At 69.4% G+C, this 26,818-nt stretch carries 33 protein-coding genes and 1 riboswitch; of the genes, 17 read left to right on the top strand and 16 right to left on the bottom strand.

Annotated features, from left to right (window positions below; genetic code table 11):
* Positions 1–14 precede the first annotated feature (14 nt).
* Both OG876_RS10835 and OG876_RS10830 read left to right on the top strand, forming a co-directional pair.
* Positions 15–383 (top strand): DUF1304 domain-containing protein, encoded by a 369-nt coding sequence (locus OG876_RS10835; RefSeq protein ID WP_328524676.1) that lies wholly within the window; start codon positions 15–17, stop codon positions 381–383.
* 43 nt (positions 384–426) lie between these two features.
* Positions 427–1,809: an MFS transporter gene (locus OG876_RS10830; RefSeq protein ID WP_328524675.1), complete on the top strand. Its 1,383-nt coding sequence runs from the start codon at positions 427–429 to the stop codon at positions 1,807–1,809.
* A gap of 6 nt (positions 1,810–1,815) precedes the next feature.
* On the opposite strand, the gene OG876_RS10825 is transcribed toward OG876_RS10830, so the two are convergent.
* On the bottom strand, positions 1,816–2,457 hold the full coding sequence (locus tag OG876_RS10825; protein ID WP_328524674.1) for a LysE family translocator: 642 nt from the start codon (positions 2,455–2,457) through the stop codon (positions 1,816–1,818).
* 139 nt (positions 2,458–2,596) lie between these two features.
* Positions 2,597–2,662: riboswitch (cobalamin riboswitch) on the top strand.
* A gap of 52 nt (positions 2,663–2,714) precedes the next feature.
* Here OG876_RS10825 and OG876_RS10820 point away from each other — a divergent pair.
* From OG876_RS10820 to OG876_RS10795, 6 genes are all read left to right on the top strand, one after another.
* Entirely contained in the window at positions 2,715–2,912 is a 198-nt protein-coding gene (locus OG876_RS10820; protein WP_328524673.1) for a CbtB domain-containing protein, read from the top strand.
* A 6-nt stretch (positions 2,913–2,918) separates the two neighbouring features.
* Entirely contained in the window at positions 2,919–3,683 is a 765-nt protein-coding gene (locus tag OG876_RS10815) for a CbtA family protein (protein WP_328524672.1), read from the top strand.
* Positions 3,680–4,231 carry a histidine phosphatase family protein gene (locus tag OG876_RS10810; protein WP_328524671.1) on the top strand — a complete coding sequence of 184 codons (552 nt, stop codon included), beginning with the start codon at positions 3,680–3,682 and terminating at the stop codon, positions 4,229–4,231. The genes OG876_RS10815 and OG876_RS10810 overlap by 4 nt, the downstream gene beginning before the upstream one ends.
* Positions 4,232–4,294: 63 nt before the next feature.
* On the top strand, positions 4,295–5,584 hold the full coding sequence (locus OG876_RS10805; protein WP_328524670.1) for an alpha/beta hydrolase: 1,290 nt from the start codon (positions 4,295–4,297) through the stop codon (positions 5,582–5,584).
* Positions 5,581–5,961: a hypothetical protein gene (locus OG876_RS10800; RefSeq protein WP_328524669.1), complete on the top strand. Its 381-nt coding sequence runs from the start codon at positions 5,581–5,583 to the stop codon at positions 5,959–5,961. The genes OG876_RS10805 and OG876_RS10800 overlap by 4 nt, the downstream gene beginning before the upstream one ends.
* A gap of 52 nt (positions 5,962–6,013) precedes the next feature.
* Positions 6,014–6,397 (top strand): hypothetical protein, encoded by a 384-nt coding sequence (locus tag OG876_RS10795; RefSeq protein ID WP_328524668.1) that lies wholly within the window; start codon positions 6,014–6,016, stop codon positions 6,395–6,397.
* 21 nt (positions 6,398–6,418) lie between these two features.
* Here OG876_RS10795 and OG876_RS10790 read toward each other — a convergent pair whose 3' ends face one another.
* From OG876_RS10790 to OG876_RS10775, 4 genes are read right to left on the bottom strand one after another with little or no spacing between them, the layout of a single operon-like run.
* The gene (locus OG876_RS10790; RefSeq protein WP_328524667.1) at positions 6,419–6,796 is read right to left on the bottom strand and encodes a VOC family protein; all 378 of its coding nucleotides are present in this window, start codon (positions 6,794–6,796) and stop codon (positions 6,419–6,421) included.
* A gap of 9 nt (positions 6,797–6,805) precedes the next feature.
* Positions 6,806–7,402 carry a class I SAM-dependent methyltransferase gene (locus OG876_RS10785; protein ID WP_328524666.1) on the bottom strand — a complete coding sequence of 199 codons (597 nt, stop codon included), beginning with the start codon at positions 7,400–7,402 and terminating at the stop codon, positions 6,806–6,808.
* Between the two features lie 34 nt (positions 7,403–7,436).
* Entirely contained in the window at positions 7,437–8,285 is an 849-nt protein-coding gene (locus OG876_RS10780; RefSeq protein WP_328524665.1) for a fumarylacetoacetate hydrolase family protein, read from the bottom strand.
* A gap of 29 nt (positions 8,286–8,314) precedes the next feature.
* Complete coding sequence (locus OG876_RS10775) at positions 8,315–9,010, bottom strand: GntR family transcriptional regulator (RefSeq protein WP_328524664.1); 696 nt, start codon at positions 9,008–9,010, stop codon at positions 8,315–8,317.
* A gap of 120 nt (positions 9,011–9,130) precedes the next feature.
* Here OG876_RS10775 and OG876_RS10770 point away from each other — a divergent pair, with 120 nt between their 5' ends.
* The gene (locus OG876_RS10770) at positions 9,131–10,255 is read left to right on the top strand and encodes a mandelate racemase/muconate lactonizing enzyme family protein (RefSeq protein ID WP_328524663.1); all 1,125 of its coding nucleotides are present in this window, start codon (positions 9,131–9,133) and stop codon (positions 10,253–10,255) included.
* 37 nt (positions 10,256–10,292) lie between these two features.
* The gene (locus tag OG876_RS10765; protein ID WP_328524662.1) at positions 10,293–11,132 is read left to right on the top strand and encodes an amidohydrolase family protein; all 840 of its coding nucleotides are present in this window, start codon (positions 10,293–10,295) and stop codon (positions 11,130–11,132) included.
* Here the strand turns inward: OG876_RS10765 and OG876_RS10760 are convergent.
* Positions 11,129–12,025, bottom strand: a complete 897-nt coding sequence (locus tag OG876_RS10760; RefSeq protein WP_328524661.1) for a helix-turn-helix transcriptional regulator — start codon at positions 12,023–12,025, stop codon at positions 11,129–11,131. The two genes, OG876_RS10765 and OG876_RS10760, sit on opposite strands and share 4 nt — an antisense overlap.
* 130 nt (positions 12,026–12,155) lie before the next feature.
* Here OG876_RS10760 and OG876_RS10755 point away from each other — a divergent pair, with 130 nt between their 5' ends.
* Together OG876_RS10755 and OG876_RS10750 are read left to right on the top strand one after the other, a co-directional pair.
* Entirely contained in the window at positions 12,156–12,992 is an 837-nt protein-coding gene (locus tag OG876_RS10755; RefSeq protein ID WP_328524660.1) for an SDR family oxidoreductase, read from the top strand.
* Between the two features lie 26 nt (positions 12,993–13,018).
* Positions 13,019–13,771: an SDR family NAD(P)-dependent oxidoreductase gene (locus tag OG876_RS10750; RefSeq protein WP_328524659.1), complete on the top strand. Its 753-nt coding sequence runs from the start codon at positions 13,019–13,021 to the stop codon at positions 13,769–13,771.
* Here the strand turns inward: OG876_RS10750 and OG876_RS10745 are convergent.
* Both OG876_RS10745 and OG876_RS10740 read right to left on the bottom strand, forming a co-directional pair.
* A complete protein-coding gene (locus OG876_RS10745) occupies positions 13,749–14,852 on the bottom strand; it encodes a DNA polymerase IV (protein WP_328524658.1) in 1,104 nt (367 codons plus the stop codon). The genes OG876_RS10750 and OG876_RS10745 overlap by 23 nt on opposite strands.
* Before the next feature lie 43 nt (positions 14,853–14,895).
* Positions 14,896–15,360 (bottom strand): GNAT family N-acetyltransferase, encoded by a 465-nt coding sequence (locus OG876_RS10740; RefSeq protein ID WP_328524657.1) that lies wholly within the window; start codon positions 15,358–15,360, stop codon positions 14,896–14,898.
* A 133-nt stretch (positions 15,361–15,493) separates the two neighbouring features.
* Between OG876_RS10740 and OG876_RS10735 the strand changes: the two genes are divergently transcribed.
* Genes OG876_RS10735 through OG876_RS10725 form a run of 3 tightly spaced genes read left to right on the top strand, consistent with a single transcriptional unit; the run spans position 15,494 to position 16,231 of the window.
* Positions 15,494–15,808, top strand: coding sequence for a WhiB family transcriptional regulator (locus tag OG876_RS10735; RefSeq protein WP_328524656.1), 315 nt, complete (start codon positions 15,494–15,496; stop codon positions 15,806–15,808).
* Between the two features lie 9 nt (positions 15,809–15,817).
* A complete protein-coding gene (locus tag OG876_RS10730; RefSeq protein WP_328524655.1) occupies positions 15,818–15,988 on the top strand; it encodes a PaaI family thioesterase in 171 nt (56 codons plus the stop codon).
* A 15-nt stretch (positions 15,989–16,003) separates the two neighbouring features.
* A complete protein-coding gene (locus OG876_RS10725) occupies positions 16,004–16,231 on the top strand; it encodes a PaaI family thioesterase (protein ID WP_442914168.1) in 228 nt (75 codons plus the stop codon).
* A gap of 3 nt (positions 16,232–16,234) precedes the next feature.
* Here OG876_RS10725 and OG876_RS10720 read toward each other — a convergent pair whose 3' ends face one another.
* Positions 16,235–16,543, bottom strand: coding sequence for a TFIIB-type zinc ribbon-containing protein (locus OG876_RS10720; protein WP_328524653.1), 309 nt, complete (start codon positions 16,541–16,543; stop codon positions 16,235–16,237).
* A 125-nt stretch (positions 16,544–16,668) separates the two neighbouring features.
* Positions 16,669–18,576, bottom strand: a complete 1,908-nt coding sequence (locus OG876_RS10715) for a penicillin-binding transpeptidase domain-containing protein (protein WP_328524652.1) — start codon at positions 18,574–18,576, stop codon at positions 16,669–16,671.
* A gap of 246 nt (positions 18,577–18,822) precedes the next feature.
* On the opposite strand from OG876_RS10715, the gene OG876_RS10710 reads away from it, so the two are divergent.
* Positions 18,823–19,152, top strand: coding sequence for an L-rhamnose mutarotase (locus tag OG876_RS10710; RefSeq protein WP_328524651.1), 330 nt, complete (start codon positions 18,823–18,825; stop codon positions 19,150–19,152).
* Here OG876_RS10710 and OG876_RS10705 read toward each other — a convergent pair.
* From OG876_RS10705 to OG876_RS10690, 4 genes are all read right to left on the bottom strand, one after another.
* Positions 19,149–19,856 (bottom strand): pirin family protein, encoded by a 708-nt coding sequence (locus tag OG876_RS10705; RefSeq protein ID WP_328524650.1) that lies wholly within the window; start codon positions 19,854–19,856, stop codon positions 19,149–19,151. The genes OG876_RS10710 and OG876_RS10705 overlap by 4 nt on opposite strands.
* A gap of 72 nt (positions 19,857–19,928) precedes the next feature.
* Positions 19,929–21,353, bottom strand: coding sequence for a S1C family serine protease (locus tag OG876_RS10700; RefSeq protein WP_328524649.1), 1,425 nt, complete (start codon positions 21,351–21,353; stop codon positions 19,929–19,931).
* A 101-nt stretch (positions 21,354–21,454) separates the two neighbouring features.
* A complete protein-coding gene (locus OG876_RS10695; protein WP_328524648.1) occupies positions 21,455–23,080 on the bottom strand; it encodes a sensor histidine kinase in 1,626 nt (541 codons plus the stop codon).
* A complete protein-coding gene (locus OG876_RS10690; protein WP_328524647.1) occupies positions 23,077–23,769 on the bottom strand; it encodes a response regulator transcription factor in 693 nt (230 codons plus the stop codon). Before OG876_RS10690 ends, OG876_RS10695 begins: the two co-directional genes overlap by 4 nt.
* Before the next feature lie 138 nt (positions 23,770–23,907).
* On the opposite strand from OG876_RS10690, the gene OG876_RS10685 reads away from it, so the two are divergent.
* Positions 23,908–24,909, top strand: a complete 1,002-nt coding sequence (locus OG876_RS10685; RefSeq protein WP_328524646.1) for an acetamidase/formamidase family protein — start codon at positions 23,908–23,910, stop codon at positions 24,907–24,909.
* Here the strand turns inward: OG876_RS10685 and OG876_RS10680 are convergent.
* Positions 24,902–25,876 carry an LLM class F420-dependent oxidoreductase gene (locus tag OG876_RS10680; protein WP_328524645.1) on the bottom strand — a complete coding sequence of 325 codons (975 nt, stop codon included), beginning with the start codon at positions 25,874–25,876 and terminating at the stop codon, positions 24,902–24,904. The two genes, OG876_RS10685 and OG876_RS10680, sit on opposite strands and share 8 nt — an antisense overlap.
* Complete coding sequence (locus OG876_RS10675; protein WP_328524644.1) at positions 25,873–26,784, bottom strand: DMT family transporter; 912 nt, start codon at positions 26,782–26,784, stop codon at positions 25,873–25,875. Before OG876_RS10675 ends, OG876_RS10680 begins: the two co-directional genes overlap by 4 nt.
* Positions 26,785–26,818 lie beyond the last annotated feature (34 nt).

The following is a 26,818-nucleotide window of genomic DNA, read 5'->3' as shown; positions in this document are numbered from 1 at the left end:
GGTACCGTGCGCGCATGAACGTGATCGCGCAGATCTTCGTCGTCCTCGCCGGGGTGTTCCATCTCGCTGTGTTCGCGATGGAGAGCCTGCTGTTCAGCAGGCCGAGCACGTACAAACGGTTCCTGGTGAAGGACGAGGCGGAGGCGGCGGCTGCCCGGCCGTGGGCGTTCAACCAGGGGTTCTACAACCTGTTCCTGGCGGTCGGCGCGCTCGGCGGTCTGATCTGGGGCGGCGACAAAGGCCACGCGATCGCGCTGTTCGCGTGTGCCTGCATGGCGGGCGCCGGCCTCGTGCTGGTCGCGTCCGACCGCCGGATGGTCCGTGCCGCCGCCACCCAGGCCGTCCCGCCGATCCTCGCGCTGGTCCTCGCCGCCGTTCTCTGATGCGCTTGACTTAAAGTCCACTTGATGTCCGAGGGTTCTCGGCATGACCACCATTGCCGAACCCGAGGCCGACCAGACCACCGACTCCGGCGGCGTACTCTCGCCGAAGTACCGGGCCCTGACGGTCGGGATGGTCGCGCTGATCACCCTGGTCGCGTTCGAGTCCCTCGCGGTCACGACCGCGATGCCGACGGTCGCCCAGGCGCTCGACGGGCTCAGCCTGTACGCGCTGGCGTTCGGCGGCCCGCTGGCTTCCGGTGTGGTCGCGATGGTTGTCTCCGGGACGTGGAGTGATCTCAAGGGCCCGACCCGTCCACTCTGGCACGGGACCGCGTGGTTCCTGGGCGGTCTGATCATCGCCGGAATCGCGCCGTCCATGGAGGTCCTGGTCGCGGGCCGCATCATCCAGGGCTTCGGCTCCGGCCTGCTGACGGTCGCCCTGTACGTCGTCGTCGGGCAGCTGTACCCGGCCCGGCTGCGCCCGCGCATCTTCGCCGCGTTCGCGACCGGCTGGGTCGTCCCGTCCCTCGTCGGTCCCGCGATCGCCGGCCTGATCGTCGAACACGCGAGTTGGCGGATCGTGTTCCTCGCCGTACCCGCGATCGCGATCCCGGCGGTGCTCGTGATGCGGCCCGGCTTGGCGCACGGCGCGTCGTACGAGGCACGTTCGGGACGGTTGTGGGACAAGCGCGCCATGTGGGCGATCGCGGCAGCGGTCGGGGTCGGCCTTCTGCACTACGGTGGCCAGCAGCGCGGCGTACTCCAGGTTGTTCTGCTGGTGATCGGCTTGGCCGGCGTGGTCGCGTTCGCCCCACGGCTTCTACCTAGCGGGACGTTCACGCTCGGACGTGGCCTGCCGTCGGTGGTCGCGCTGCGGGGTTTGGTGGCCGCTGCCGGATTCGGTGCCGAGGTGTTCCTGCCGCTGATGCTGACCCGGGAGCGCGGTCTGTCCCCGGCCCTCGCGGGTCTGGTGCTGACCGTCAGCGCCCTGAGCTGGACCGCCGCGTCCTGGTACCGCGGCCGTCCGAAGCAGCCGTTCTCCCACTCGGTGTTCCTGCAGGCCGGCATGGTCTTGATCCTGCTCGGGATCGCCACCGCGACACTGACCCTCAACGACAACGTCCCGGTGCTGGTCGGCATCCTCGGCTGGAGCCTCACCGGCCTCGGCATGGGCACGGTCTTCCCGACCTTGTCGGTGCTGACCCTGGAGTACTCCGAGCGCGACGAGCAGGGCGCCAACAGCTCCGCCGCGCAGCTGAGCGACTCGTTGTCCACAGCAACGGTCCTGGCCGTCGGCGGGTCGCTGTTCGCCGCGCTCGAGCCGCACTCGGCGGTGACTGCGTACCTGGTCGCGTTCGGGCTTCCGGCGGCGCTCGCGCTGATCGGCGTCCAGGCGGGCCGGCGGACCGCCCGCGGCGCGAGCTAGTCCGAGCTAGTCCTTGGACCCCGTCACGGCGATGCTCGCGCCGAGGCCGATGATCATCAGGCCGCCGGTGCCGCCGACCATTTCGAGCCGGCGCGGCGAGCGGGCGAACCACTCGCGGGCGGTGCCGGCGACGACCGCCCAGACGCTGTCCGAGCAGAGCGCGATCAGGATGAAGATCAGGCCGAGGACGAGGATCTGGACCCAGGCCGAGCTGCTCGCGCCCTTGTCCACGAACTGCGGCAGCACGGCGGCGAAGAAGACCGCGGTCTTGGCGTTGGTGACCCCGACGAGGAATCCCTGCCGGAGCGTCCGGCGGGTGTTGCCCGGCTTCACGCCACTCGTCATCGCCTCGACCAGCGACTTCCGGGTCCGGAACGCGTGCACGCCGAGATAGATCAGGTACGCCGCGCCCGCCAGCTTCACCACGGTCAGGGCGATGGCGCTGGCCGCGATCAGGGTGCCGAGGCCGAGCGAGACCAGGCCGAGCAGCACCGAGGCGCCGATGGTGTTGCCGACCATCGTCAGCACTGCCTCGCGGCGCCCGACCGCGAGCGCCCGGCCGACGATGAACAGCACACTCGGCCCGGGCACGACGATGATGATGAACGCGGTGATCCCGAACGCGATCAGGTGGTGAGCGGACGGCATTTCCTCAGAGTAAGTGCGACGCGGTCGCGCCGCACTACCCCTGTCCACCGGGTGGGATAGATCACCGCCACGCCGCCATCCGTTGACCGGCCACTCCGGCGGCCTCTACGGTTCGGGGGACAACCTGCGGTGCCATGAGGGAAGCCGGTGCAAGTCCGGCACGGCCGCGCCACTGTGAGCGAGCACTGCTCGTGAGTCAGGACGCTCGGGCACCAGCAGCCTTTCGATGGGGACGCGCACTTCCCCAGGAGGTTCAGATGGCAGCTCCTGCCCGCTCGGTCGCCGTACCGGCTCTCTCTCCCAGGCTCCTCGCCGTCGCGCTGCTCAGCGTCGGCCTGATGCTCCTGCTCGCCTACCTGGTCGGGTTCGACCAGGGCGCGGTCTCCCAGTCCGGGATGTACCTGCACGAGCTGATGCACGACGGACGCCACCTGCTCGGCGTGCCCTGCCACTAGATCCCTATGCGCACCTTCGGATCGCTCCTGGTGCGCGGACTGATCGTCGGACTCTTCGCCGGCCTGCTGGCCGGGACATTCGCGTACGTGATGGGTGAACCGCGTGTCGACGCGGCCATCGCGATCGAAGAGGCCGGCGCCGCGCACACCCACGACCATGACAACAACCATGGCGACAGTGCCGAGCCTGCCGCCGAAGAGAAGCCGCTCGTCAGCCGTGAAGGCCAGAAGGCCGGCTTGTTCCTCGCCACCAGCCTGTACGGCGTGGCCCTCGGCGGCATGTTCGCCGTCGGCTTCACGCTGCTCCGCCGCAAGCTCCGCACCGGGAACGACGCGTACGCCGCGCTCGGCCTGGCCGCGGCCGGCTTCGTCGGGATCGTGCTGGTCCCGTTCCTCAAATACCCGCCGAACCCGCCCGCGGTCGGCAATCCGGACACGATCACCCGGCGGACCGTGACCTACCTGCTGACGCTGGTGATCGGCCTGCTCGCGGTCTGGGCCGGTGTCGCCGCATCGCGCTGGGCCGCCCGGTACGGCGATCTCGCCCGGCTCGGCGGTGGGCTGCTCGCGTTCCTCGTGACGATCGTGGCGGCGTACCTGATCCTGCCGCGAATCAACGAGGTTCCGGAGACGTTCCCCGCTACGCTGCTGTGGCAGTTCCGGTTCGCCTCGCTCGGTACGCAGGCGACGCTGTGGCTCCTGCTCGGCTTCGGGTACGCCGCCACGGTGGACGACCGCCGGCTGGTCCGACCAAAGGTGGTCGCCGCTTGACGGCACTGACTCTCATCGCGCATGCCCTGACACCCGCGCTGCGTGGACTCGTGCTCGGCGGCGACGCCGAACCGGATCCAGCGGGTGTCGAGGCTGCTCGTGGGCTGGAGCTCACAGCCGATGCGGTGTACGCCGGCCCCGAGCGGGCCGCCGTACGCACCGCCGAGGCGCTCGGGCTGACCCCGGTCGTCGAGCCGGTCCTGCGGGACCGCGAGTACGGCGACTGGGCCGGCCGCGACCTCGAGGAGTTGCTCGCGGCGGATCCGGAGCGGGTGTCGGCGTGGCTCGAGCGTCCGCACACGGCGACCCCGGGCGGGGAGACCGAGAACGACGTGATCGCGCGGGTCGCGGACTGGCTCGGGGATCTCGATCAGCTGACCGGCGATCGCCGTACGGTCGTCGCCGTCGTCCACCCCGCGGTGGTGCGGGCGATCGTGCTGTACGTCCTCGATGCGCCTGCCGAGTCGCTCCGGCACGTGGACGTCCGTCCGCTGGCCAGGGTCAACCTCTCCCATCACGCAGGATCCTGGTCACTGGCCTTCCACTGACTTACTCTCTGCGGTTAACAGGCAACCGCTTGTGTGGATACCTCCTGGGGACCGAGGGACGCCATGACCGAGGCCGAGCAACTCGACCTGCTGATCCGTCGTACCCGCGATCTGCCGCACCAGAAGGCAGTCCAGGAGGTCCGGGACTACTTCCGCGCCTTGCCGGCGGCATCCGCTCGCGCATTCGCCGAGAACCCGCCCGAGCAGCTCAGCGCGCTGGACGGCGCCCCGCTGCAGTTGCGGTACGACGCCAGCCGCGTGATCCTGCTCGCGGCGCAGCGGCGGCTACGGGACGCGGTCGAGGGTGGTGAGTCCACGCCCGAGCAGCACAAGCGGCTCGACACTGTGAGCGAGATGCTGTGGCCGGTCCGGAAGGGCCTGGACGTCGATGCCGCCGGCAACCGCATCGAGGTGTTCGGATCGCGGCAGTTCCTGTCGGTGGACGTCGAGGGCCAGGGCCGGATGATCGAGGTCCTCGGCGACCTCGAGACCGTCCGCAACGTGGTGGTGCTGATCCCGGGACTGGGCAACGACCTGGACGGCGTACGCGCGCAGATGGACCGGGCGCAGCAGCTCAAGAACCAGGTCGGCTCGAAGACGGCCGTGGTGGTGTGGAAGGACTACGACGCGCCGCTCACCCTCGAAGACGCGATGTCCAAGGAGCGCGCGCGGGCGGCCTTGCCGCGGCTGTCGCGTTTCGAAGCCGGTGTCGAGGTGGTCAAGGCGCCGTACGCGGAGACGACGTTCATCGGGAACAGCTATGGGTCGTTGGTGCTCGGCCAGGCGCTGATGGAGGGTGTCGACGGGCGGCTGCCGGATGGGGTGAGTCCCGACCGGGCGGTGCTGGTCGGGTGTCCCGGCATCGACCAGGGCGTGACGTCGGGGGCGCAGATCACCCCGCCGGGGACCAGGCTGTACGTCGCTCGCGCGAAGGGCGACTACATCTCCTACCTGCAGGAGCACGGTCCCGATCCGGCCGACTTCCCGGACGTGTTCCGGTTCGAGACCGAGCGCGGCGACGTCCACGTCCGTGGGCACATGAGCTACTTCGAGCTCAACAGCGAGTCCTTCCGGAACCTCGGCCGGATCGGCCGTGGCGAGCTCGCCGCGGTCACCGCGGCGGCGCGGACGACGGCGAACCAGGAGAGCCGGGTGCTGCCCGGGATCTCCTGGTCGGAGCCGCTGCGTAGGGTGGCTCAGACACCGGCGGCGGTGACGCTCGCGAAGGTGTTCGACGGCGTGATGGCGCTGAAGAAGATCAGTTCAGGACCCAAGGACCAGCCCCTCGACGGAGCCCGGGACCGCCGGACCGGCGGTGGCCCGGCCCGCGAACCGGAAGGACCTGCTCGATGACGCTGACCCAGGCCCGGGACTTCCTCCGGGCGGAACTGCTGGCCGTGGCGGCCGTCGCCGTACCCGGTCTGGACGGAGTGGTCACGCACGACCCGGGCCCGGTGAACCCGCGGGCCATGTCGGACGGGCGCGGGCCGGCCACCATCTGCTCGATCACCGTGGAGACCGGCGATCCGGCCGTCGTCGACCCGGCGGGACAGGTCGCGGCTGCGGCTGCCGCGCTGACGGCGCGCGGGTGGGAGACCGAAATCGCTCCGGTGGAGGGCGGCCATCACAGCCTCGCTGCCCGGCGGGACGGGTACGAGGTCGCGGTGCACGGCTGGGACGGTGACTGGCGGTTGACGCTGGCCGGCGAAACCCCGGAGATCACCGAATAGCGAATCGCGGCAATGCATCGCGAGAGTTGGCGCCAAGGTGTATGACGGGGATGTGACGCTCACCGAAGCCCGCAACTTCCTCCGGTCGGAACTGCTCACGGTCGCCGCCACGGTGGTGCCCGGCCAGAAACCGGCGGTCACGCAGGACGTCGGGCCGTCGGGCCAGGGTGCGCTGTCGGACGACCGCGGACCGGAGTCGGTCTGCACGATCACGGTCGAGACCGGCGACCCGGCGACGCCTGATGCCGAGGCCCAGTTCGGCTTCGCCGCCGAAACCCTCGAGGGCCGCGGCTGGAAGGTCGAGCTCACCCCCGTCGCCGACGGCCACCACCACCTCACCGCCCGCCGCAACGGCTACGACCTCACCGTAGACGCCCGCACCACCGACTGGCGCCTGACCTTCACCGGCCAAACCCCGTACGTCGACGACCTCTAAAAGTCGTGGGTCAGACCACCCTCAGCTGGTGGCGGCTCGTTCGGCGGCGCTGCGGAGGACGCAGAACTCGTTGCCTTCGGGGTCTTGCATGACGACGAAGCCGGTGCCGTCGGGCTCGCGGCGGTCGTGGGCGATGGTGGCGCCCAGCGTCAGCAACCACTCGACCTCGTCGTCCCGGAGTCCGTCCGGCTCGAGGTCGAGGTGGACCCGGTTCTTGGCGGCCTTCTCGTCGTTGTTCTGCTCGAACAGCAGCTTCACCGAGTCCGCGACGACCGCGGCGTACGGATCGCCGGGATGGTCGTCGTCGGGCCGCTCGGCCTTCAGCACCTGCAGCCAGAAGCCGGCCAGCTCATAGGGGTCGTGGGCATCGAACGTCACCGTCCGCACGTGGGAAGTCATGCGCCGACCCTACTTCCGGAAGAGCAGGCGGTCGTGGGGAATTTCGCCATCCACGTACGGCGTGAAGCCGGCGGCGACCGCGATCTCGGTGAGCCCCTCGGCTTGCCACCGATGGACGTAGAGGTCCATCGGGAGGCCGCCGTACCCGGATGTCTTGTGGGTGGACTCCTCGCCGACGTGAAACCCCATCAGCAGGACCCCGCTGGCGGCCAGCACACGGTGGAACTCGGCAAACGCCTGAGGTACGACGTCGCGCGGCAAGTGGATGATCGACCACCAGGACACGACCCCGCCGAGCTCACCGTCCGCCAGTTCCAGGGTCGTCATCGTGCCGACCCGGAAGTCCAGCTCCGGACGGTCCCGCCGGGCGACCTCGATCATTCCCGGGGACAGGTCGATCCCGGTCACCTTCAGACCGCGCGCGGCCAGCAGGCCGGTCGTTCGGCCGGGCCCACACCCGACGTCAAGCACCGGACGGCCACCGGCCAGCTCGGCGAACAGGTCGAAGCCCTCGGACTCCCAGTCCGCGCCGTCCTGCACGAGGTCGGCGTACGCAGTGGCGACGGTGTCGTAGGAGGTGCGGATGTTGTCCAGGTGGTCGGTCACCCGGCCGACCCTAGAGCCGGCCGGGGACAGTTTTTCAGGCCTTGCCGAGGGTCTGCTGCTGGCGGCCGAGGCCCTGGATCTCGAGCTCCATCGTGTCGCCGGGAGCCAGGTACGGGAACCGGCCGGACAGCGCGACGCCCTCCGGGGTGCCGGTGTTCAGGATGTCGCCGGGGCTGAGCACCATGTACTGCGAGAGGTCGCGGATCAGCGCCGCCACCGAGAAGACCATGTCCCGGGTGTTCGAGTCCTGCCGCACCTCGCCGTTCACCCAGGACTTCAGGTCGAGGTTGTCGGGGTCGACCTCATCGGCCGGGACCAGCGCCGGGCCGAGCGGGTTGAACGTCTCGCAGCACTTGCCCTTGGACCACTGCCCGCCGGACTGCTCGATCTGGAAGGCACGCTCGGACACGTCGTTCGAGACCGCGTAGCCGGCGATGCAGGCCAGCGCTTCCTCGTCGGTCTCGACGTACCGGGCCTGCTTGCCGATGATGACGGCGAGCTCGACCTCCCAGTCGGTCTTCGTCGAGCCGCGCGGGACGAGCACGTCGTCGTCCGGGCCGACGACGGTGTTCGGGTGCTTGAAGAACACGATCGGCTGCTTCGGTGGCTCGGAGCCGGACTCGGCCGCGTGGGCGGCGTAGTTCATGCCGATGCAGACCACGGCGCCGGGCCGGGCGATGGGCGCGCCGATCCGCAGGCCCTCGACGTCGGCCACCGGCAGGTCGCCCGCCTCGAGGGCGGCGCGGGCCCGGGCGACGCCGTCCGCGGCGAGGAACGCACCGTCGATGTCGGCGGTGATCGAGCTCAGGTCGTGAACGGTGCCGTCGGCGGCGCGCACGTACGGGCGCTCCTCGCCGACCGCGCCGAGGCGCAGCAGTTCCACAGATGTCTCCCTGGCGGTCTGGTGACGGTCTAGTCCTGGTCGAAGATCGGCCGCAGCCGGGCCCGGGAGGCCTCGATGTGCGCCCGCATCGCCGCGGCCGCGTCCTCCGGATCGCCCTTGCGGACCGCGGTCACGATCGTCTTGTGCTCCCGCAACGCCTTCGTCGCGATGCCGCCACCGTAGTACAGCCGGAACAGGTGTAGATGGCAGTGTGTCCGCTGGAAGGACAGCCGGGCCGTCTCGTTGCGGGACAGCTCCAGCACCAGGTCGTGGAAGCGCTGGTCGTGCGCCGCCATCGCCCGGTAGCTCTCGTAGGCCGGCCGGTCCGGTACGTCGGTGTAGCTCAGCATCTCCGCCTTGAGCCGGGCCAGGTCGTCGGCGCCGGCCCGCTCGGCGGCGCGGCCGGCCGCCCACGGCTCGACGTGCAGGCGGTACTCGAACAGGTCGTCGAACTCGGCCAGGGTCAACCGGGACGACACCCGGTAGCCGCGCAGCGGTTCCTTGATCACCAGCCCGTCGGACTCCAGCCGGGCCAGCGACTCCCGGATCGGGGTCTGCGAGATGCCCAGCTCACGGGTCAGCGCGTCGATGTTCAGCCGCGTGCCCGGCTCGACCACGCTGTCCATGATCAGGCCCTTGACCGTCTCGTAGACATCGTCGCTCAGCACCTGCCGCTGAGGCAGCCGGGCGAGCTGCCCCGCCAGACCCACATGCGCATCCGTCACGTGTCGCTCCTCCCAGAGCCATTCTGCCCGACCCGCATCGTTACCTGGACGAGTCTTGACGGGTCCAGTGTGAACGGGCAGCATCAGGTACGCAATATCCTATAGGATCTGGAGCCGCCCATGACCGCGTCGCCCCTCCGGACCCCTCTTCCGGCGAGTACGGCGATTATCCGCGCCGAGGCGTACCTGGTCGACCTGGAGGTCGAGACGGTCCGCACCGACGCGGTCCAGTCGTTCCTCAAGCAGGAGACCATCTTCGTGTCGGTGGAGACCGCGGACGGGCTGACCGGCCTCGGGTACTCCTACACGATCGGCACCGGCGGCACCGCCGTACTGGCGTTGCTGCGGGACCATCTGCTGCCCCGCCTCGTCGGTGCGGACGCCCGGAACGTCGAGGCGCTCTGGTCGGACCTGTTCTGGTCGACCCACGCGACCACGGTCGGTGCGATCACGTCGCTCGCGCTGGCGGCCGTCGACACGGCGTTGTGGGACCTGCGCTGTCTGCGGGCGGGTGAACCGCTGTGGCGGCTGGCTGGTGGGTATCGGCAGCAGGTGCCGCTCTACGACACCGAGGGCGGCTGGCTGCATCTGACAATCGACGAGTTGGTTGCGGGCGCGCTCGCCTCGCAGAAGGCGGGCTGGCCCGGGGTCAAGCTCAAGGTCGGCAAGCCACGGGTGCACGAGGATCTGGAGCGACTGCAGGCGGTCCGGGACGCGGTCGGGCCGGCGCTAGACATCATGGTGGACGCGAACCAGTCGATGACGTATCCCGAGGCTCGCCGGCGAGCTGCGGCGTTCGAGGCGGTGGATCTGTCGTGGTTCGAGGAGCCGTTGCCGGCCGACGATGTGACCGGGCACGTGCGGTTGGCGGAGTCGACCTCGATTCCGATCGCGGTGGGTGAGTCGCTGTACTCCGTCTCACAGTTCCGGGAGTACGCCGCGTCGGGCGGTGCCGGGATCGTTCAGGTCGACGTGGCCCGGGTCGGCGGGATCACGCCGTGGCTGAAGGTCGCGCATCTGGCCGAGGCGTTCAACCTCGAGGTGTGCCCGCATTTCCTGATGGAACTGCATGTCAGCCTGACGGCCGCCGTACCCAATGGACGGTATGTGGAGCACATCCCGCAGTTGCGGGCGATCACGTCGTCCGAGATGGCGATCGTGGACGGGCATGCAGTGGCGCCGGACTCGCCGGGGCTGGGCATCGACTGGGATCAGGACGCGATCGACAATCGGCGTGTGGGATGAGTGCGACCGAGATCCAGGCTGAAAGGACAGCACCGGCATGAGCAGAGTCGACGCCCATCACCACATCTGGGACCTGACCGTCCGTGAACAAACCTGGATGGTCGGCCCCGAGCTCGACCCGATCCGGCGCAACTACTCCATCGACGACCTGGCCCCACAGGCCGCGGCCGCCGGCATCACCGCCACCGTCCTGGTGCAGACCGTCGGCCTGGTCGAGGAGACCGTCGAGTTCCTGGAGGTTGCCGCGAGCAACGATCTGGTCGCCGGCGTGGTCGGCTGGGTGGACCTCACCGCTGACGACATCGCCACCGCCCTGGCTGGCCTCCGGTCGCGACCGGACGGCTCCTACCTGAAAGGCATCCGCCACCAGGTCCACGACGAGCCGGACGTCGACTGGCTCCTGCGCCCCGACGTCCAGCGCGGCCTGTCGGCTGTCGCCGACGCCGGCCTGGTGTACGACCTGCTCACCAAGACCCCGCACCTCCCCGCCGCAATCCAGACCGTCCGCAACCTCCCCCAGCTGAACTTCGTGGTCGACCACATCTCGAAGCCCGTGATCGGCGAGTCGCTGGAGGCCTGGGCCACCCAACTCCGCGAGCTCGCCACCCTGCCCAACGTCACCTGCAAGCTCTCCGGCATGGTCACCGAAGCCTCCTGGACCGATTGGAAACCCGCCGACCTCCAGCCCTACGCCGACGTCGTCCTGGACGCCTTCGCCCCGGCCCGCGTGATGTTCGGCTCCGACTGGCCCGTCTGCCTCCTAGCCGCCTCGTACGCCGAGGTGGTCGAAACAGCCGAGACCCTCACAGCCTCCTTGACCCCCACAGAACGCGAAGCGGTCTTCGCCACCACCGCCACCAACACCTACAAGCTCTAACGGTGCTCGAGGTCGCTGGTGGTGGCGGTCCAGGTGGCGAGGAGGGCTAGGGCGTCGTGGGAGGGGGAGCCGGGCTCGGCGGTGTAGGTGAGGAGGCTTTGGGTCGGGTCGGAGGCTAGAGGGAAGGACTCGAAGGGGAGGTCGAGGTCTCCGACGACGGGGTGGTGGAGGAGTTTCCTGCCGGTGGTGTGGATCCGGACGTTGTGCGCGGCCCAGCGGAGCCGGAACTCCTCGCTGCGGGTGGACAGCTCGCCGATCAGGTCCGAAGTCCGGCGGTCGTACGGATCGCGGCCGACCTCGGCACGGAGTAGTGCGACGGTGTCGTTGGCGACCTGGTCCCAAGCGCGGAAGAACTCGGTCGCCTGCGGGTCGAGGAAGACGAACCGGGCGTTGTTGGGCGGCCTGACGGGTCCGGCGTACACGGGCGCGAACAGCGCTGCCCCGAGGGCGTTGGCGGCCAGGATGTCCAGGCGTCCGCTCAGTACGAACGCCGGCGTGCCGATCATCGAGTCCAGGACGCGCTGGATGGTGGGACGGATTCGCTCGGCCGTGGGTCGGCGGCGTGGCGGTCGGGTCGTGCCGGCGGTGCGGAGCAGGTCGAGTAGGTGTGCCCGCTCGGCTTCGTCGAGCTGTAGTGCGTGCGCGAGACCGTCGATCACGCCGTCGGAGACGCCGATCGCGGTGCCGCGCTCGAGCCGGGTGTAGTACTCGGTCGAGATCCCGGCGAGCAGGGCGACCTCCTCCCGGCGTAATCCCACGACCCGTCGGCGGGCCCCGCCGTACACCGGTAGCCCGGCCTGTTCGGGGCTGATCCGGCCTCGCCGCGTGCTGAGGAACTCTCGGATCTCCGAGCGCACGTCGCCTCGGATGTCGCGGTCGTTCCTGCCGGTCATGGTCACCACTGTACGAGCGCTTCCGCGGAGTTGGGGGTCCCTCTCAGTACCCCTCGAACAGGGTCTCCCCGCCGTCCGCGCCGACTGCTTTCGTGGGATCACCACATCAATGAGAGGGATGTTCACGAGCATGACTGACAAGAAGGTTTGGTTCATCACCGGCGCCGGGCGCGGTCTCGGCGTCGACATCGCCACGGCCGCACTGGCCGCCGGCCACGCCGTCGTCGCCACCGGACGCAACGCCGAGCGGGTGAGCTCCGCCCTCGGCGCGTACGACGATCTCCTCGTCGTCACGCTGGACGTGACCGATCCGGCCGGCATCCAGGACGCCGTCCGCGCGGCAACGGATCGGTTCGGGCACATCGACGTACTGGTCAACAATGCGGGCAACTTCAACGCCGGGTTCTTCGAGGAGCTCAGCGCCGAGGACTTCCGGGCGCAGCTCGAGACCACGTTGTTCGGTCCGGTCGAGGTCACTCGCGCCGTCCTTCCGGTGATGCGCGCTCAGCGTTCGGGCCTGGTCGTCACGATCTCCTCGACCGCGGGGATCGCCGGCCAGGAGTTCTGTACGGCGTACGCCGCGTCGAAGTTCGGCGTCGAGGGGTGGCTGGAGTCGCTGACCCCCGAGGTCGCGCCGTTCGGGATCCGCACGATGCTTGTCGAGCCCGGCTTCTTCCGGACCGAACTGCTGAGCCCCGAGTCGACCCAGTACGCCGAGGCAACCATCGACGACTACGCCGAGCGGACCCGGGAGACCGTCGCGGGGTGGAAGAGCATGGACGGCCGCCAGGGCGGCGATCCGGCCAAGCTCGCGAACGCGCTCGTGCGGCTCGCGGACGAGGACGAGCCGCCACTGCGCTTCGTGGCCGGCGCCGACGCGGTCGCGACTGTCGAGCAGAAGGCCAACACCCTGCTGGCCCAGGCCGACGCGTACCGCGAGCTGTCGAGCGACCTCGCCCACGCATGAGTCCCGACGCTGACCAGGAGGACCCCATGGCCTCGACCCTGACCGGCACCGTTGCGCTCGTCACCGGCGCAAGCAGCGGCATCGGCGCGGCCACCGCCCGCCGGCTCGCAGCCCACGGCGCCGCCGTCGCTCTCGTTGCCCGCCGCAAGGACCGTTTGCAGGACGTCGCCGACGAGATCGGCACCGCGTTCGTGGTCGAGGCGGACATCACTGACCGCGCTCAGGCGGAGCACGCCGTACGGCAGACTGTCGAGCACTTCGGCAGGCTGGACATACTCATCAACAACGCCGGCTTAATGCTCCTCGGCCCCGTCGTCGGTGCAGATGCTGAGGACTGGGATCGCATGATCGCCGTCAACGTCCAGGGTCTGCTCCACACCACGCACGCCGCCCTGCCGCATCTGCTCAATGCCGCCGAGGACGGTCCGCGTCGTGTCGCCGATGTCGTCAACATCAGCTCGATCGCCGGGCGGGTGGCTTGGAGCGGGTACGGCGTCTACAACCTCACCAAGTTCGGTGTGAACGGGTTCACCGAATCCCTGCGGCAGGAGATCACCCAGCGGCATGTCCGGGTCGGCGTACTCGAGCCAGGTGGCGTGGACACCGAACTGGGCTCACACAACAGGAGCGAGGTGCGCGAGGCCATGATTGATCCCTTCTACCGGCAGACCGAGGTTCTCGCTCCGGACGACGTCGCCGACGGGGTTGCCTACATGGTCACGCGTCCCCGGCATGCGGCTGTCGGGGAGCTGTGGATCATGCCGACGGATCAGGTGTGACAGCAGCCGGCGGGGCGAACTCGACGCGGACGCCGAGGAGGCGGATGGGGCGGCGGAGTTCGAACTTGTCGAGGAGGGCTTGGGCGGTGGTGGCGACGACCTCGGGGTCCTGGGTGACTTCGGGGAGTTTGCGGCTCTTGATCGGGGTGTAGAAGCTGATGAAGCGGACCTTCACCCAGATGCGCTGGATCGTGCGGCCCTCGGCGACGACGTCCCGGGTGACGTGGATGGCGATGCGGCGGAGTTCCTTCTCCACGTCGGCTCGGTCGACCAGGTCCTCGGGGAAGGTTTCCTCACGGCTGCGGGAGACGGGCTCGCGGGGTACGTCGGTCACCTCGGTGTCGCCGAGTCCCCGGCCGAGGGCGGCGTACCAGGCGCCCATCTTCGGCCCGAAGCGCTTGCGGAGGACGTCGAGGTCGGCGGCGGCCAGGTCGGCGACGGTGAAGACGCCGAGCTCGTTGAGGTTCCGCTCCATCCGGCTGCCGATGCCCCAGAGTTCCCGGACCGGCCGGTGGTCCATCACCTCCCGCCAGTTCGCGCCGGTCAGTCGATAGACGCCGGGCACCTCAGCGGTACTCGCGCCCTCGAAAGGCGCCGCGTGGGAACGCGCGTGCTTCGCGAAGGTGGTGGCCAGCTTGGCGCGGGTCTTGTTGTCGCCGATGCCGACCGAACAGGTCAGGCTCGTCCGGGCCTGCACGGCCGCGCGCAGGTCGGCGGCGAGCTGCTCGGGATCGTCAGTCTCCGCGCCGACGAAGCACTCGTCCCAGCCCCACACCTCGACCACCACTGGGAACGACCGCAGCGTGTCCATCACCTCGGTCGACGCCGCCTCGTAGGCGGCCGGATCGGACGGCAGGAAGACCGCCTGCGGGCACTTCTTGTACGCCGCCCGCACCGGCATCCCCGAGTGCACGCCGTACTCGCGTGCCTCGTACGACGCGGTCGCGACCACCTGCCGTGGTTGCGTCGGATCGCCCGACCCACCGACCACGACCGGCAACCCGCGCAGCTCAGGTCGACGCCGGATCTCCACAGCCGCGATGAACTGATCCATGTCCACGTGCAGGACCCACCAGCTCATCACCACTCCCCGGAGTCGACAACCCAGCGTAACCGTGGCCGCGTCAGAGTTCCTTGCGCATCTGCTGGGAGGTGACGATGTAGCCGAGGGACTCGTAGAGGTGGATGGCTGTGGAGTTGTCGCCGAAGACGTTGAGGTCCAACTGGCTGTAGCCGAGCCGGCGGCATTCGTCCTCGCCGGCGAGCATGATCGCGCGGCCGTAGCCCTTGCCCCGGTGGTCGGCGTCGACCTCGATGCCGTAGATGAACGCGCCCCTCGTCCTGGTGTTGATCCACAGGCTCCCGACCGGCTCGTCACCCGCGCAGGCCAGCCAGATCAGGTGATTGTCGGTGCTGTGGCCCTTCGGCAGCAGCCTGTCGGTCTCGCGGTAGGCGAACTCGAGTGCCCCGGCCGGATCCAGCCCCTGGGCCGGGCCGATGCCGGACGCGAACGACGCGGCGGCGCGGTCCCTCCAACTCGCGAACTCGGGGTCGGTGATCGGGCGAAGGGTCACCAGTGGCGTGGTCACGTGCTGACGATAGTCCGCCCGAGGGGTTTGCCGACGGGTACCGGGACAAGTGGCCGCGGTTGTAGACCCAGCCGCGGTGAAATCGATTGATGCCGAGGTGCCTGACCATGACAGCACTGCCGAAATCCCAGCCATGAGGCGTCGCAAACCGCCCGCCGGCGCGGTGAGCAAGGCCCCGGCCGGCCTGCCGTCGCCCCTGATCGAGAACTGGGCCTGGCAGGACCACGCCGCCTGCGTGGACGTCGACCCTGAGCTGTTCTTCGCCGCCGAGTCCGAGCGCGGCCCCCGCAAGCACGCCCGCGAGGTGGTCGCCAAGTCGCTGTGCAAGACCTGCCCGGTACGGCGCGAGTGCCGCGAGCACGCCTTTGTCGTCGGGGAGACGTACGGCGTCTGGGGAGGCACCACCGAGGAGGAACGCGAGCCCGCCCTACACGCCCGGCGTCAGTAATCTGTCGGCATGGAGCTGACCTTTGAGCTGGCCGAGAAGGTCCTCGCGGCACAGCCGTTCAGTGTGCTGCTGGGAGCCCGGCTGACCGGGTTCGGTGCGGGCGGAGCCACGCTCGAGCTGGACATCCGCGACGACCTCCGGCAACAGAACGGCTACCTGCACGGCGGCGTCCTGGGCTAAGCGGCCGACAACGCGATCACGTTCGCGGCCGGTACGGCGCTAGGCCCCGAGGTGCTCACCGGCGGTTTCACGATCAGCTACCTCCGCCCAGCCCAGGGCACCGTCCTCCGGGCCGAGGCGAAGGTCGTCCACGCGGGCAGCCGCCAGGCGACCTGCACCTGCGAGTTGTCGGTCGTCGACGAAGCCGGCGCCACCACCCTGTGCGCGATCGCGCAAGGCACAGTCATCGCCCTGCGCCGCTGACGCTCAGTCGAAGAGTTCCTCGAGGAAGGATTTCTTCTTCTTGCGCCCGTGCTGGTTCCCGTACCGCGGGTCGTACTTGCGGTCGTTGTCGTAGCGCCGGTCGTCGTCGTACCGGCGGTCGTCGTACCGCTGCTTCTCCTCGTACCGCGGCTGCTGCGGCGCGTTGTAGCGCAGTTCCGCGTCCACGAGTCGCTCCAGCTCGCCCCGGTCGAGGAAGATCCCGCGGCACTCACTGCACTGGTCGACGGTCACTCCACTGCGCTCGTACGTCCGCATAGCGCCCCGGCACTTAGGACATGTCAGGCTCTCCATCCAGCAACCCTAAGTGACGAAATCCCCGCAATCCGGCCCTTTCAGCCAACTCTCAGGAACTTCAGAGCACAACTCTCAGACACGCCCGCACTACTGGTTGGCCCCTGCAACCAACCACGCGGATGTCACTTGAACCGGGTGAGGAAGTTCTTCACGATCGGGCCGGCTGCGTGGGAGCCGGATTCGCCGCCTTCGACGATGACCGCGAAGGCCACGTCTCCGCGGTAGCCGGCCATCCACGCGTTGGTGACGACCTTGCCGCCCTGGACGAGCTCCGCGGTGCCGGTCTTGGCGGCGACAGCGCCGTTGCCGGCCAGGACCTTCGCGGTACCGCCGGTGACCGTCGTCCGCATGAACGTGCGCAGCGCGGCGACCGTTGCCGCGGGCAACGGAGAGGCGGCGGGACCGGCCGCGTCCTTCCCCGGCACCAGGACCGGCTTCATCGCCGTACCGTGGTCGACCGTGGCCGCGATCAGCGACACCGCCAGCGGGCTCGCGGTGACCGTGCCCTGGCCGATCATCGACGCGGCCTCGGCGACGTCGTCCTTGGGTGCCGGCACCTGACCGCCGTACGCCGAGATCGACAGCCCGAGGTCGCGGCCGATCCCGAACATCGCCGCGGTCTTCGTCATCGCGTCCTTCGGCAGCCGGGCGTGCTGCGAGATGAACGCGGTGTTGCAGGACTCGTTGAACGCCTTCTGCATCGTGCCCGCGCCGTACGCCGCCAGGCCGTCGTAGTTCTTGAACGTCTTGCCGAAGACGTTGATCGTGTTCGTGCACGGCAGCGCGGTCGCCGCGGTCTCACCGCTGCCCAGCAACGCGGCCGAGGTGACGATCTTGAACGTCGACCCGGGCGCGTACTGCCCCTGGAAGGCGCGGTTGTAGCTGGCCACCGTCGGCCCGTTCGCCGCGGCCAGGATCTGGCCCGTCGAGGCCTGGACGGCGACCAGCGACGCCGGCAGCTTGCTGGTCGCCAGCGCGGCCTCGGCGTACCGCTGCATGTTCGCGTCGAGGGTGGTCTTGACCGGCTTTCCGGCGGTGCCCTTCTGGCTGAAGACCGTCTTGATCGTCAGCTTGGTCTTGCCGTCGCGCAAGGCGACGGTGCCGCCCGGCGTCCCGGCGAGCTGCTGCTGGAACGCGTACTGCAGCCCGGTCGTCCCGACCTGGTCCTGCGCCGACGCGGTCGGGCCGGCGTTCTTCAGGGTGTCCGCGGTCGCCGTCTTCATGGTGCCGAGGATCGACCGGGCGAACGTCGCGGTCTCCGGCAGCGACTGCGTGCCACCCATCGTCAGCACGCCGGGCAGCTTGCCCATCACCGGGCGCAGCGCCTCCCACTGCTCGGACCGGATCGTGATCGCGTCGACGAACTGGCCGGTCGGCGCCGCCTTCGCGCGGGCGGCGAGCTTCGCGCCGTCCACCTGGAGGTTCTTGGTGAAGGCCGCGTACGTCGCCGGCGTCGCCACGTTGCCGGAGGCGACCCCGACGATGACGACCTGGCGGTTCGCGGTCAGGGCGACGCCGTTGCGGTCCAGGATCGAGGCGCGGGCGGGCAGTGCGCGGACCCGCTTGAGGTAGTTCGCGTCACCGAGCCCGGGGTAGATGGTGTCGCCGGAGGCCTTGATCTTCCACACGTCGCCGGTCTTCACGGCGGTCGCCGTACTGGTCCACTTCATCGCGCCGATGCCGCGGAGCTGGGCCTCGACGGCGAGGTCCTGCGTGCAGTTGCTGCTGTCGCTGCACTTCGGGTCGCCCTGCGGTGCCACCGTGACCGTGCTCGCGACCAGCGCGGTGTCCACGTCGTCGAGCCGCTTGCCGAACACCGTCGGATTGTCGGTGAGCGCGCCCGCCGCGTCCGGCTTGCCATCCGGCGCCCACGCCTTCACCCAGGCGTCGGCGAACTCCTTGATCACCGCTGCGGAGGCCTGCTTCTCGTCGTTCGGGTCCGGCTTGCCGTCGGCGCCGGCCTTCTTTCCGGAGCAACCGGCGGTGATCAGCAGACTACTCAGGCAGACGATGGCAGTGGTTCGCTTCACGTTCCCAACTCTCGCACGACGACGGATGGACACCGGGCACAGTCTTCGGCGTGTGCCTTTGCAGGCACGAGGGCGAAACTACTCAACCCACCCAAGTACGACGCGGGGTGGGCGGCCGGAGTTGGCATCGAATCGCAGAATCGCCTGATCAGGCAGGTGGATCGCCGCGATGAATCAGAGTCAAGAGCCTGCGCGAATCGTGGACTCGGCAACCGATTGCTCACTCCCGGCGTATTCTGCAGCCTTGTGACCCGCCTTGCTCTGCACAGCCGCCTGATCCCCGGTACCGAAGAGGCCTACGAGATCGAGCACGCTCGTGTCTGGCCGGAACTGATCGCCGCGATGCACGCCGCCGGCATCAGCGACTGGTCCATCTGGCGCAGTGGCCGCGATCTGTTCCACCTGGTCGTGTCCGACGACTTCGAGGCCGCGGTCGCGCAGTTGAAGAACGACCCGGTCGACCAGCGCTGGCAGCAGCACATGAGCCAGTTCGTCGAGGGCTTCGCCCAGAACCCCGAGGGCGTCGCCGGCCAGTCCCTGCGCCATGTCTGGACCATGAGCGAGCAGACCGACTAGCCGGACATCTCCCACACCAGCAGCTCGGCGCCGTCCGCGCCGGCCGTGATCCGTCGCCCGTCGGAGTCGGTCAGGCGTACGGCGTCCGCCGTACCGAGATCCCCGGCGCCCTCGAGGCTCGCCGTCCCCAGCGCGACGAAGAGATGCACGTACGGCGCTGCCGGGAGGGCGACCGCTTGGCCGGGGGCGAGGCGGGCGACTGACATCCCGGCGGAGTGCTGGTTGATGCGGATTGCGGTGCCGGTCGCGTGCTGAGGAAGGCCGGAGGCGACGGGGATCAGCTCGCCGGTGCTGAGGTCGATCTCGGCCTGCTGGTAGGAGGGTGGCAGGTCGAAGCGGTCCGGGCGGACCCACATCTGCACGTAGTGGACCGGATCGCCGGCGTCGTTCCATTCGGAGTGCCGGATGCCGGAGCCGGCGCTCATCCGCTGGGCCAGGCCCGGGTGGACGACGCCGCTGTTCCCTTCCGAATCGCGGTGCGCCAAGGCACCCCGCAGTACCCAGGTGACGATCTCGAGGTCCTGATGCGGATGCGTCTCAAACCCGGTGCCCGGGGCAACGGTCTCGTCGTTGTGCGCGACCAGGAACCCGAACCCGACGTTCGCCGGATCGTAGTGCGGTCCGAACGAGAACGAGTGCCGCGAGTCCAGCCACTCACTCACCGTCCGGAACCGCTCGTCCGCCCGCCGGATCTCGATGCCCATGGCTCTAGTAATAACAGTGGGACTGCGCCGCTCGGTGGGCGGCGCAGTCCCGGATCGTGGGTGGTTGGGTGGTCAGCCGGTGGGGTTGCCGTTGTCGGAGCCGAGGGTGGCGGTGATCGACTGGGTCTGGCCGTTCCGGGTGATGGTGAGCTTCACCTGATCGCCCGGGCGGTGCGAACGGACCGCGGCGACCAGCGCGTCCCCTGACGCGATCGCCTTGCCGTCTACAGCGGTCACCACATCTCCCGCGTGCAGACCGGCCTTGTCCGCCGCACCGCCGGACGTGACCTCGCCCAGGCGTGCCCCGTTCGAGAGCCCGTCGGAGGACTGCGCGTCGCCGACCTGGACGCCGAGCCGCGCATGCGTGGCCTTGCCCTTGGCCACCAGCTCGTCGATGATCGGCTTGGCCTGGTCGATCGGGATAGCGAAGCCCAGGCCGATGTTGCCGCCTTCGGATTGTCCCGATCCTCCGGCGGTTTTGATCGCGCTGTTGATTCCGACCACCTGGCCGGCGAGGTCGATCAGGGCGCCGCCCGAGTTACCCGGGTTGATCGCGGCGTCCGTCTGGATTGCTGGGAAGACTGTCGTGCTGTCCTGCTGCGCGTCGCCGGACGTCACCGGACGGTTCAGCGCCGAGACGATACCGCTCGTCACGGTCGCCTCCAGGCCGAACGGCGAACCGATCGCGACCACGCCCTGACCGACCGCGAGCTTGTCGCTCGAACCCAGCTTCGCCGGGGTGAGGTCGGTCGCGGAGGCGTGGATCACGGCCAGGTCGGTGAGCGGGTCGGTGCCCTTGATCGTGGCCGGTACGGTCCGGCCGTCGTTCAGCATCACCGAGATGGTCGCGCCGTTGCCGGCGCCGGCCACCACGTGGTTGTTGGTGACGATCAGGCCGTCCTTGCTGATCACGATGCCGGAGCCGGTCGCCTCACCCTGCGAGGTCGCGACGGCGATCTTCACCACGCTCGGCAGCACCTTCGCGGCGGCGCTCTGCACCGAGCCGTCCGGCGCCGAGGCGGGTGCCGCCTGGTTGCCGTTCAGCGGGGCCGTCACCGACGGGGTGTTGGAGGTGGAGTCGTTGGTCGCGGAGTACACCGCGGCGCCGCCGACACCACCCGCGGTGCCGACCAGGAGGGCGGTCAGCGCCACCAGGGCGAGGCCACGCCGCTTCGGCTTCTCCGGTGCGGGTGCAGCGGGCTGCGGACCGTAGGGCCAGCTCGGGCCCGGAGACGTCCCCTGATGCGTCCCCGGCCCGAACTGCGGGTAAGCACTCCCACCTGCCGGGTGCTGTCCCGATCCCTGTGGCGGCCGCGGTTGCCCGCCCTGTGGCGCGAATTGCTGCTGCTGGTGAGGTCCGTAGCCACCCATCGGCAGCTGCTGGGTCCGCTCCTGCGGACTCGCGCCGTACGACGGGCTCTGGCTCCCCGGCGTCGAACCCTGCTCGGGATTCGACCCAGGCTGGTTCTGCGGCAGCTGCTGTGGGTTTTCGTTCATGAGGAGTACTTTGACGGCCGGACCTGAGAGGGCCCTGAAGATCCCCTCGGAGCAGTCGAAGAACTCCATGAAGATCCTCTGAAGGATCGGTCAGGAAGTCTTCAGCGAGTCTGCGTCGCGGCGTGCGGGAGCCACAGCGTGAACTGTGCTCCGGCGCCGGGGACGTTGCGGGCGTAGATCATCCCGCCGTGCTGCTCCGCCGCGTGCTTCACGATTGCAAGCCCGAGGCCCGATCCGGGCCGGCTGCGCGCCTCACTGGACCGGTAGAACCGCTCGAACACGTGCGGCAGGTCCGGCTCGGCGATCCCCGGTCCGGAGTCGGTCACCGTGAGTACGCCGTCCAGCAGCCGGACCGTGACGTGGCCGACGGGCTGTCCGTCGCCGCGCGGCGTGACACCCTCCGGCACGCTGTACTTCGCCGCGTTGTCGAGGAGGTTCATCACGGCGCGGCCGAGCAGCCGCTCGTCACCCCACACCGGGAACGGGGTCAGCTGGACGTCCCACTCCAGCCCCGGCGCGCGGCGCCGTACCTTGATCACCGCGTCCTGGACGAGGTTGGACAGCTCGATCAGCTCCGCGTTCCGCACCTGCGGGGTGTCGCGGGCCAGCTCGGTGAGGTCGCCGATCAGCGTCGTCAGCTCGTCCATCTGCGCCCGGACGTCGTCCAGCAACTGCTGCCGGTCCTCCGGTTTGAGGCCGCCGCGCTTGTCCGCCTGGGCAAGCAGGTCGAGGTTGGTCCGGATGCTGGTGAGCGGCGTACGCAGCTCGTGTCCCGCGTCACCCACCAGCCGTCGTTGCCGGTCCTGAGAGCGCGCCAGTGCCGCGAGCATCGCATTGAATGCTTGCGCCAACCGCGAGATCTCGTCAGACCCGGTGACAGGGATCGGCTTCAGATCCTCGGTCCGCGCCACATGCTCGGCCGCACCGGTCAGCCGGGCCAGCGGCCGGAGGCCGGACCGGGCGACGGCGTTGCCGGCCAGCGCGGCGCCGATGACACCGATCAGGCCGAAGGCCCACAGCACGATGCCGAGGTTGTGCAACGTCTGGTCGATCGGCGCCAACGACTGCGCGACGACCAGCGCCGACGGCTGAAGGAGGCTCGGGTCGGCGTCGCAGTCGAGATTGGGCGGACAGTAGCGAGCCGGTACGGCGACGACCCGGAAATGTGAACCGTTGCGGACGCCGACGGTCCGCAGGCTGGCGTCGCCGCCCTGGGACCGGGCGATGTCGATCTCGTTCTGCCCCATCGGCGGGAGCACGCTGTGCTCGGCGCCGAACGTCTGCCCATCCGCAGTGATCATGCCGACCTGGATGTCGCTCAGGCCGAGCGCGTCGGGCGGGATCTTCTCCAGGACCCTGAGGTCGGTCAGGACGCCCTTCTGTGCGGCCTGGCCGGCCCGCAGGATCAGGCTGTCGTCCAAGTTCTGGTACATCTGCTGGCGCACGGTCACGTACGCCGCGACACTCACGATCGCCACCGCGAGGGCGACCGCGACCGCGGCGAGCAGGGTGACTCGGGCATGCAAGCTCAGCTGGTGGAGTTTTTCGTTCCACCAGCTCTGGGTCCGGGCAGCCGTCGCGGTGACCCGGTTCCCGTTGCCATTGGCAACGGGTTTGTCCGGGGCCGGTGGCTGGAGCCCGGCCGGTGCCGGTTCGTGCGGTGCCGACGCGGCCTGCGGTGGTTGGCCGGCGTACGACGGGAAGTCGTCGGGGTGTTGCCTACTCACGGCGGGGTGTCCCTCAGGACGTAGCCGATGCCGCGGACGGTGTGGATCAGGCGGGGCAGGTCGTTCACCTCGGTCTTGCGGCGGAGATAGCCGATGTAGACCTCGAGGGAGTTGGCGGTGGTCGGGAAGTCGTAGCCCCAGACGGCGTCCAGGATGACCGCGCGCTCGAGCACCCGGCGCGGGTTGCGGATCAGCAGCTCGAGCAGGGAGAACTCGGTCCGGGTCAGCGGGATCGCGACGTCGCCGCGGTGCACCTCGTGCGCGTCCACGTCGACCACGAGGTCGGCGTACTGCAGGACCTCGCCGCGCTGGCCGCCCTCGCCGGGCGTGCTGCTGCGGCGCAGGAGGGCGCGCAGCCGGGCGAGCAGCTCCTCGAGCGCGAACGGCTTGGTCAGGTAGTCGTCGCCGCCGGCGTCCAGCCCGTCGACCCGGTCCGCGACCGCGTCCCGCGCGGTCAGCACCAGGATCGGAATGTTGTTGCCCGCGGCCCGCAGGGCCTTGGTGGTCTCGAGGCCGTCCAGCCGCGGCATCATCACGTCCATCACCACGACGTCGGGCTCGACGTTGCCGATCACCGCGAGCGCCTCGGCGCCGTCGGCCGCGGTCACGACCTCGAAGTCGTTGAACTCCAGCGAACGGCGCAGCGAATCGCGGACCGCCCGGTCGTCGTCCACCACCAGTACCCGCATCGCGCGCTCCCGCTCACCTGAGTCCGGACAGCCCGATCTGACCATCCGCGTGTCGACAGTAGGCCGTCTCTTTGAGAATCGCCTGAGAACCCGCTGATCGCTACCCAATACCTCGTGGACACCTTAGGTTGAACAGTCGTGGACGTCCTCGAGTACACCCCTGAGCCCGACGACTTCGCCTGGACCTTCGGTGGAGTCCCTCCCGTCCGCCGGGTCAAGCCCGGCACCGCCCTGCGGTTGTGGACCGAGGACGCGTACTGCGGCACCCTCCGCAGCACGGCGGATCTCGCCAGCGCATCGCTGACGATGCCGTTCGTGAACCCCCAGACCGGCCCGTTCTACGTCGAGGGCGCGGAGCCTGGGGACACCCTGGTGCTGCACTTCGTCGAGCTCACGCCGGCCCGGACCTGGGGCGTGTCCACGACCATCCCGTTCTTCGGCGGCCTGACGAGCACCGACCGGACGGCCACGCTGCAGGACCCGCTGCCGGAGCGGACCTGGGTCTACGAGGTCGACTCCGACAAGCAGACCGTCGGGTTCCACGCCCAGAGCAGCGGCTTGGAGCTCGCGCTGCCACTGGAGCCGATGCTGGGCACTGTCGGGCTCGCGCCCGCCGCGTTCGAGGCTCGGTCGTCGCTGGTGCCGGATGTGTTCGGCGGCAACATGGACACACCGGAGATGCGCGCGGGCGCGACCTGTTACCTCAAGGTCAACGTCGAGGGCGCACTGTTCTCGATCGGTGACGGCCACTACCGCCAGGGCGAGGGCGAGTCCTGCGGGACCGCGGTCGAGGGCGCGATGAACGTCGTACTGATCGTCGAGCTGCTCAAGACGCCCGGACCGACGTGGCCGCGGATCGAGAACGACGAGTACCTGGCCGTGGTCGGGTCGAGCCGCCCGCTCGAGGACGCGTGGAGAGCTGGTCAGGTCGACATGGTCGGCTGGCTCGGTTCGCTGTACGGACTGGACAAGCTGGACGCCTACCAGCTCTTGAGCCAGATCAGCGAGGTTCCACTGGCCAACGTCGTCGACGTCAACTACAGCGTGGTCACCAAGGTCCCGAAGCGTCTGCTGCCGGCGACGAACGTGTACGACGGCATCCACGAGCACCTGCGCTCCGCGGCCGCCTCGCTCAGCTGAACGCGGGTACGACGTCCTCCGCGAACCGCTGCATCGGCTCGTGGTCGTACGCGACGCCGGGGATGTACACGAGGACGTACTCGATCCCTGCCTCGGCCAACTGCTCCACGTGCTCGGTGAGCTGCTTCTTCGTGACGACCTCAGCCAGTGCGCCAGGCGTCCCGCCGGCACCGATCTCGGTGAACTCGTCCAGGCTGTAGCGCCCCCGCGCCTTGGCGGTCGCGACGCCCGGATCCGCGCCGGCCTCGACCGGGAAGACGTTGAGACTGGTCGACTTCACGATCTCGTCGTAGTCGCGGCCGACGTCGTCGCAGTGCCGCCGGAGGATGGCAAGCTTGCGCTCGATGACGTCGACGCGACCGGTGCCGACGTTGCAGGCGTCGCCGTACTGTGCGACCAGCTTCAGCGTGACCCGCTCGCCACCGCCACCGATCCACAGCTTCGGCTTGCGACGCGGCTCGAGGATCGGCTTGTCGACCGAGTGGTACGTGCCGTTGAAGACGACGTCGTCCTCGGTCCACAGCCGGTGGATCAGCTCGACGGACTCGGCGAACGACCCCATCCGGTCCTTGAGGTCGGTCCAGGGGTAGCCGAACGCCTTCCACTCGTGCTCGTACCAGCCCGCGCCGATCCCGGCGTACAGGCGGCCGTGGCTGGCGACGTCGACGGTGGACGCGATCTTCGCGTACAGCGCCGGGTTGCGGTAGCCGTTGCAGCCGACCATCTGGCCGATGTTCACCCGCTGGGTGTCGCGGGCCAGCGCGGCCGTGGCCGTCCAGGCCTCGAACACCGTCTCGCGGACCGGCTCGGGAACCGTGTGGAAGTGGTCGAACAACCAGATCGAGTCCCAGGGACCGGCATCGGCGGCGCGCGCGACAGCCGTCATCGCCTCCCATTGCTCGACCGGGTCGTCGAACTCGACCAGGTCCATCCGCCAGCCTTGCGGAACGAACACTCCGAACTTCATCGACTGCTCCTTCGGGTACGACGGGAGATCGCCACGCCGGTCAGGCACAAGGCGCCACCGGCCAGGGCGAGGAGAGCGGGGGCTTCGCCGAGGAAGAGCCAGCCCAGGACGATGGCGATCACCGGGACCGCGTACACCGTGGCGCCCATCTTGCCGGCGCTGGTCCGCCGGAGGGCGAAGGCCCAGGTGGTGAAACCGAGCGCGGTCGGGAAGGCACCGAGGTAGATCACCCACCAGATCGTCGCGCCGTCCGCGGTCCGGAGTTCGTCGATCAGCCGCGGGGCGAACGGGAGGCACACGATCGCGCCGATCGTGCAGCCGAGCCAGGTCACCTGGGCCGCCGGGAGCCGGCTGAGCAGCGGCTTCTGCGTGACGACTCCGACGGCGTACGAGATGGCGGCGGTGACGCAGAGGATGACGCCCCACGTCTCGGCGCGGCCGGTGGAGGTCGAGATGCCGATCAGCAGGACGCCGCCGAACGCGATCAGGCTGCCGATCACCACCTGCCGGGGGAAGCCCTCGCCGAGGGTCAGGCCGGCGAGCAAGGCGATCAGCAGTGGGGCGATGTGGATCAGCATGGCCGCGGTGCCGGCCTCGAGGCGGCGTTCGGCCTCGTTCAGGGCGAGGTTGTAGACGCCGAACCAGAGCAGACCGAAGACCAGCAGCGGCAACCAGTCCCGCTTGGCCGGCCACTGGCGTTCGGCCGGGTTCTGCCGGCGGCGGATCAGGAGGAACACGCCAAGGAGGACACTGCCGACCCCGAGGCGGGCCAGCGACATGGCGCCGGCGGAGAACTCCCGGCCGCCGTGCCTGATAGCGACGAAGGAGGAGGCCCACACCAGCACGGTCACACCAGCCGCGCCGGTCGCCAGCAGGCTCTTGGCCGGAGCTTCCACGATGGTTGTCACGTGACTACCCTAGGAACCGAATCTGCGGTTTCCC

Source organism: Kribbella sp. NBC_00359 (assembly GCF_036097425.1).
Lineage (GTDB): Bacteria > Actinomycetota > Actinomycetes > Propionibacteriales > Kribbellaceae > Kribbella.
Note: the sequence above shows the minus strand (reverse complement) of the source record. Positions and strands in the feature narration are given on the sequence as shown.

Coding starts and splice junctions, on each gene's coding strand:
- OG876_RS10805 (WP_328524670.1), top strand. CDS start 4,295: ATGACCGAGGCCGAGCAACTCGACCTGCTGATCCGTCGTACCCGCGAT.
- OG876_RS10800 (WP_328524669.1), top strand. CDS start 5,581: ATGACGCTGACCCAGGCCCGGGACTTCCTCCGGGCGGAACTGCTGGCC.
- OG876_RS10765 (WP_328524662.1), top strand. CDS start 10,293: ATGAGCAGAGTCGACGCCCATCACCACATCTGGGACCTGACCGTCCGT.
- OG876_RS10680 (WP_328524645.1), bottom strand. CDS start 25,876: ATGAAGTTCGGAGTGTTCGTTCCGCAAGGCTGGCGGATGGACCTGGTC.
- OG876_RS10790 (WP_328524667.1), bottom strand. CDS start 6,796: ATGACTTCCCACGTGCGGACGGTGACGTTCGATGCCCACGACCCCTAT.
- OG876_RS10815 (WP_328524672.1), top strand. CDS start 2,919: ATGCGCACCTTCGGATCGCTCCTGGTGCGCGGACTGATCGTCGGACTC.
- OG876_RS10770 (WP_328524663.1), top strand. CDS start 9,131: ATGACCGCGTCGCCCCTCCGGACCCCTCTTCCGGCGAGTACGGCGATT.
- OG876_RS10730 (WP_328524655.1), top strand. CDS start 15,818: ATGGAGCTGACCTTTGAGCTGGCCGAGAAGGTCCTCGCGGCACAGCCG.
- OG876_RS10760 (WP_328524661.1), bottom strand. CDS start 12,025: ATGACCGGCAGGAACGACCGCGACATCCGAGGCGACGTGCGCTCGGAG.
- OG876_RS10750 (WP_328524659.1), top strand. CDS start 13,019: ATGGCCTCGACCCTGACCGGCACCGTTGCGCTCGTCACCGGCGCAAGC.
- OG876_RS10820 (WP_328524673.1), top strand. CDS start 2,715: ATGGCAGCTCCTGCCCGCTCGGTCGCCGTACCGGCTCTCTCTCCCAGG.
- OG876_RS10830 (WP_328524675.1), top strand. CDS start 427: ATGACCACCATTGCCGAACCCGAGGCCGACCAGACCACCGACTCCGGC.
- OG876_RS10755 (WP_328524660.1), top strand. CDS start 12,156: ATGACTGACAAGAAGGTTTGGTTCATCACCGGCGCCGGGCGCGGTCTC.
- OG876_RS10835 (WP_328524676.1), top strand. CDS start 15: ATGAACGTGATCGCGCAGATCTTCGTCGTCCTCGCCGGGGTGTTCCAT.
- OG876_RS10690 (WP_328524647.1), bottom strand. CDS start 23,769: ATGCGGGTACTGGTGGTGGACGACGACCGGGCGGTCCGCGATTCGCTG.
- OG876_RS10720 (WP_328524653.1), bottom strand. CDS start 16,543: ATGGAGAGCCTGACATGTCCTAAGTGCCGGGGCGCTATGCGGACGTAC.
- OG876_RS10700 (WP_328524649.1), bottom strand. CDS start 21,353: ATGAACGAAAACCCACAGCAGCTGCCGCAGAACCAGCCTGGGTCGAAT.
- OG876_RS10825 (WP_328524674.1), bottom strand. CDS start 2,457: ATGCCGTCCGCTCACCACCTGATCGCGTTCGGGATCACCGCGTTCATC.
- OG876_RS10705 (WP_328524650.1), bottom strand. CDS start 19,856: ATGGGCATCGAGATCCGGCGGGCGGACGAGCGGTTCCGGACGGTGAGT.
- OG876_RS10745 (WP_328524658.1), bottom strand. CDS start 14,852: ATGAGCTGGTGGGTCCTGCACGTGGACATGGATCAGTTCATCGCGGCT.
- OG876_RS10735 (WP_328524656.1), top strand. CDS start 15,494: ATGAGGCGTCGCAAACCGCCCGCCGGCGCGGTGAGCAAGGCCCCGGCC.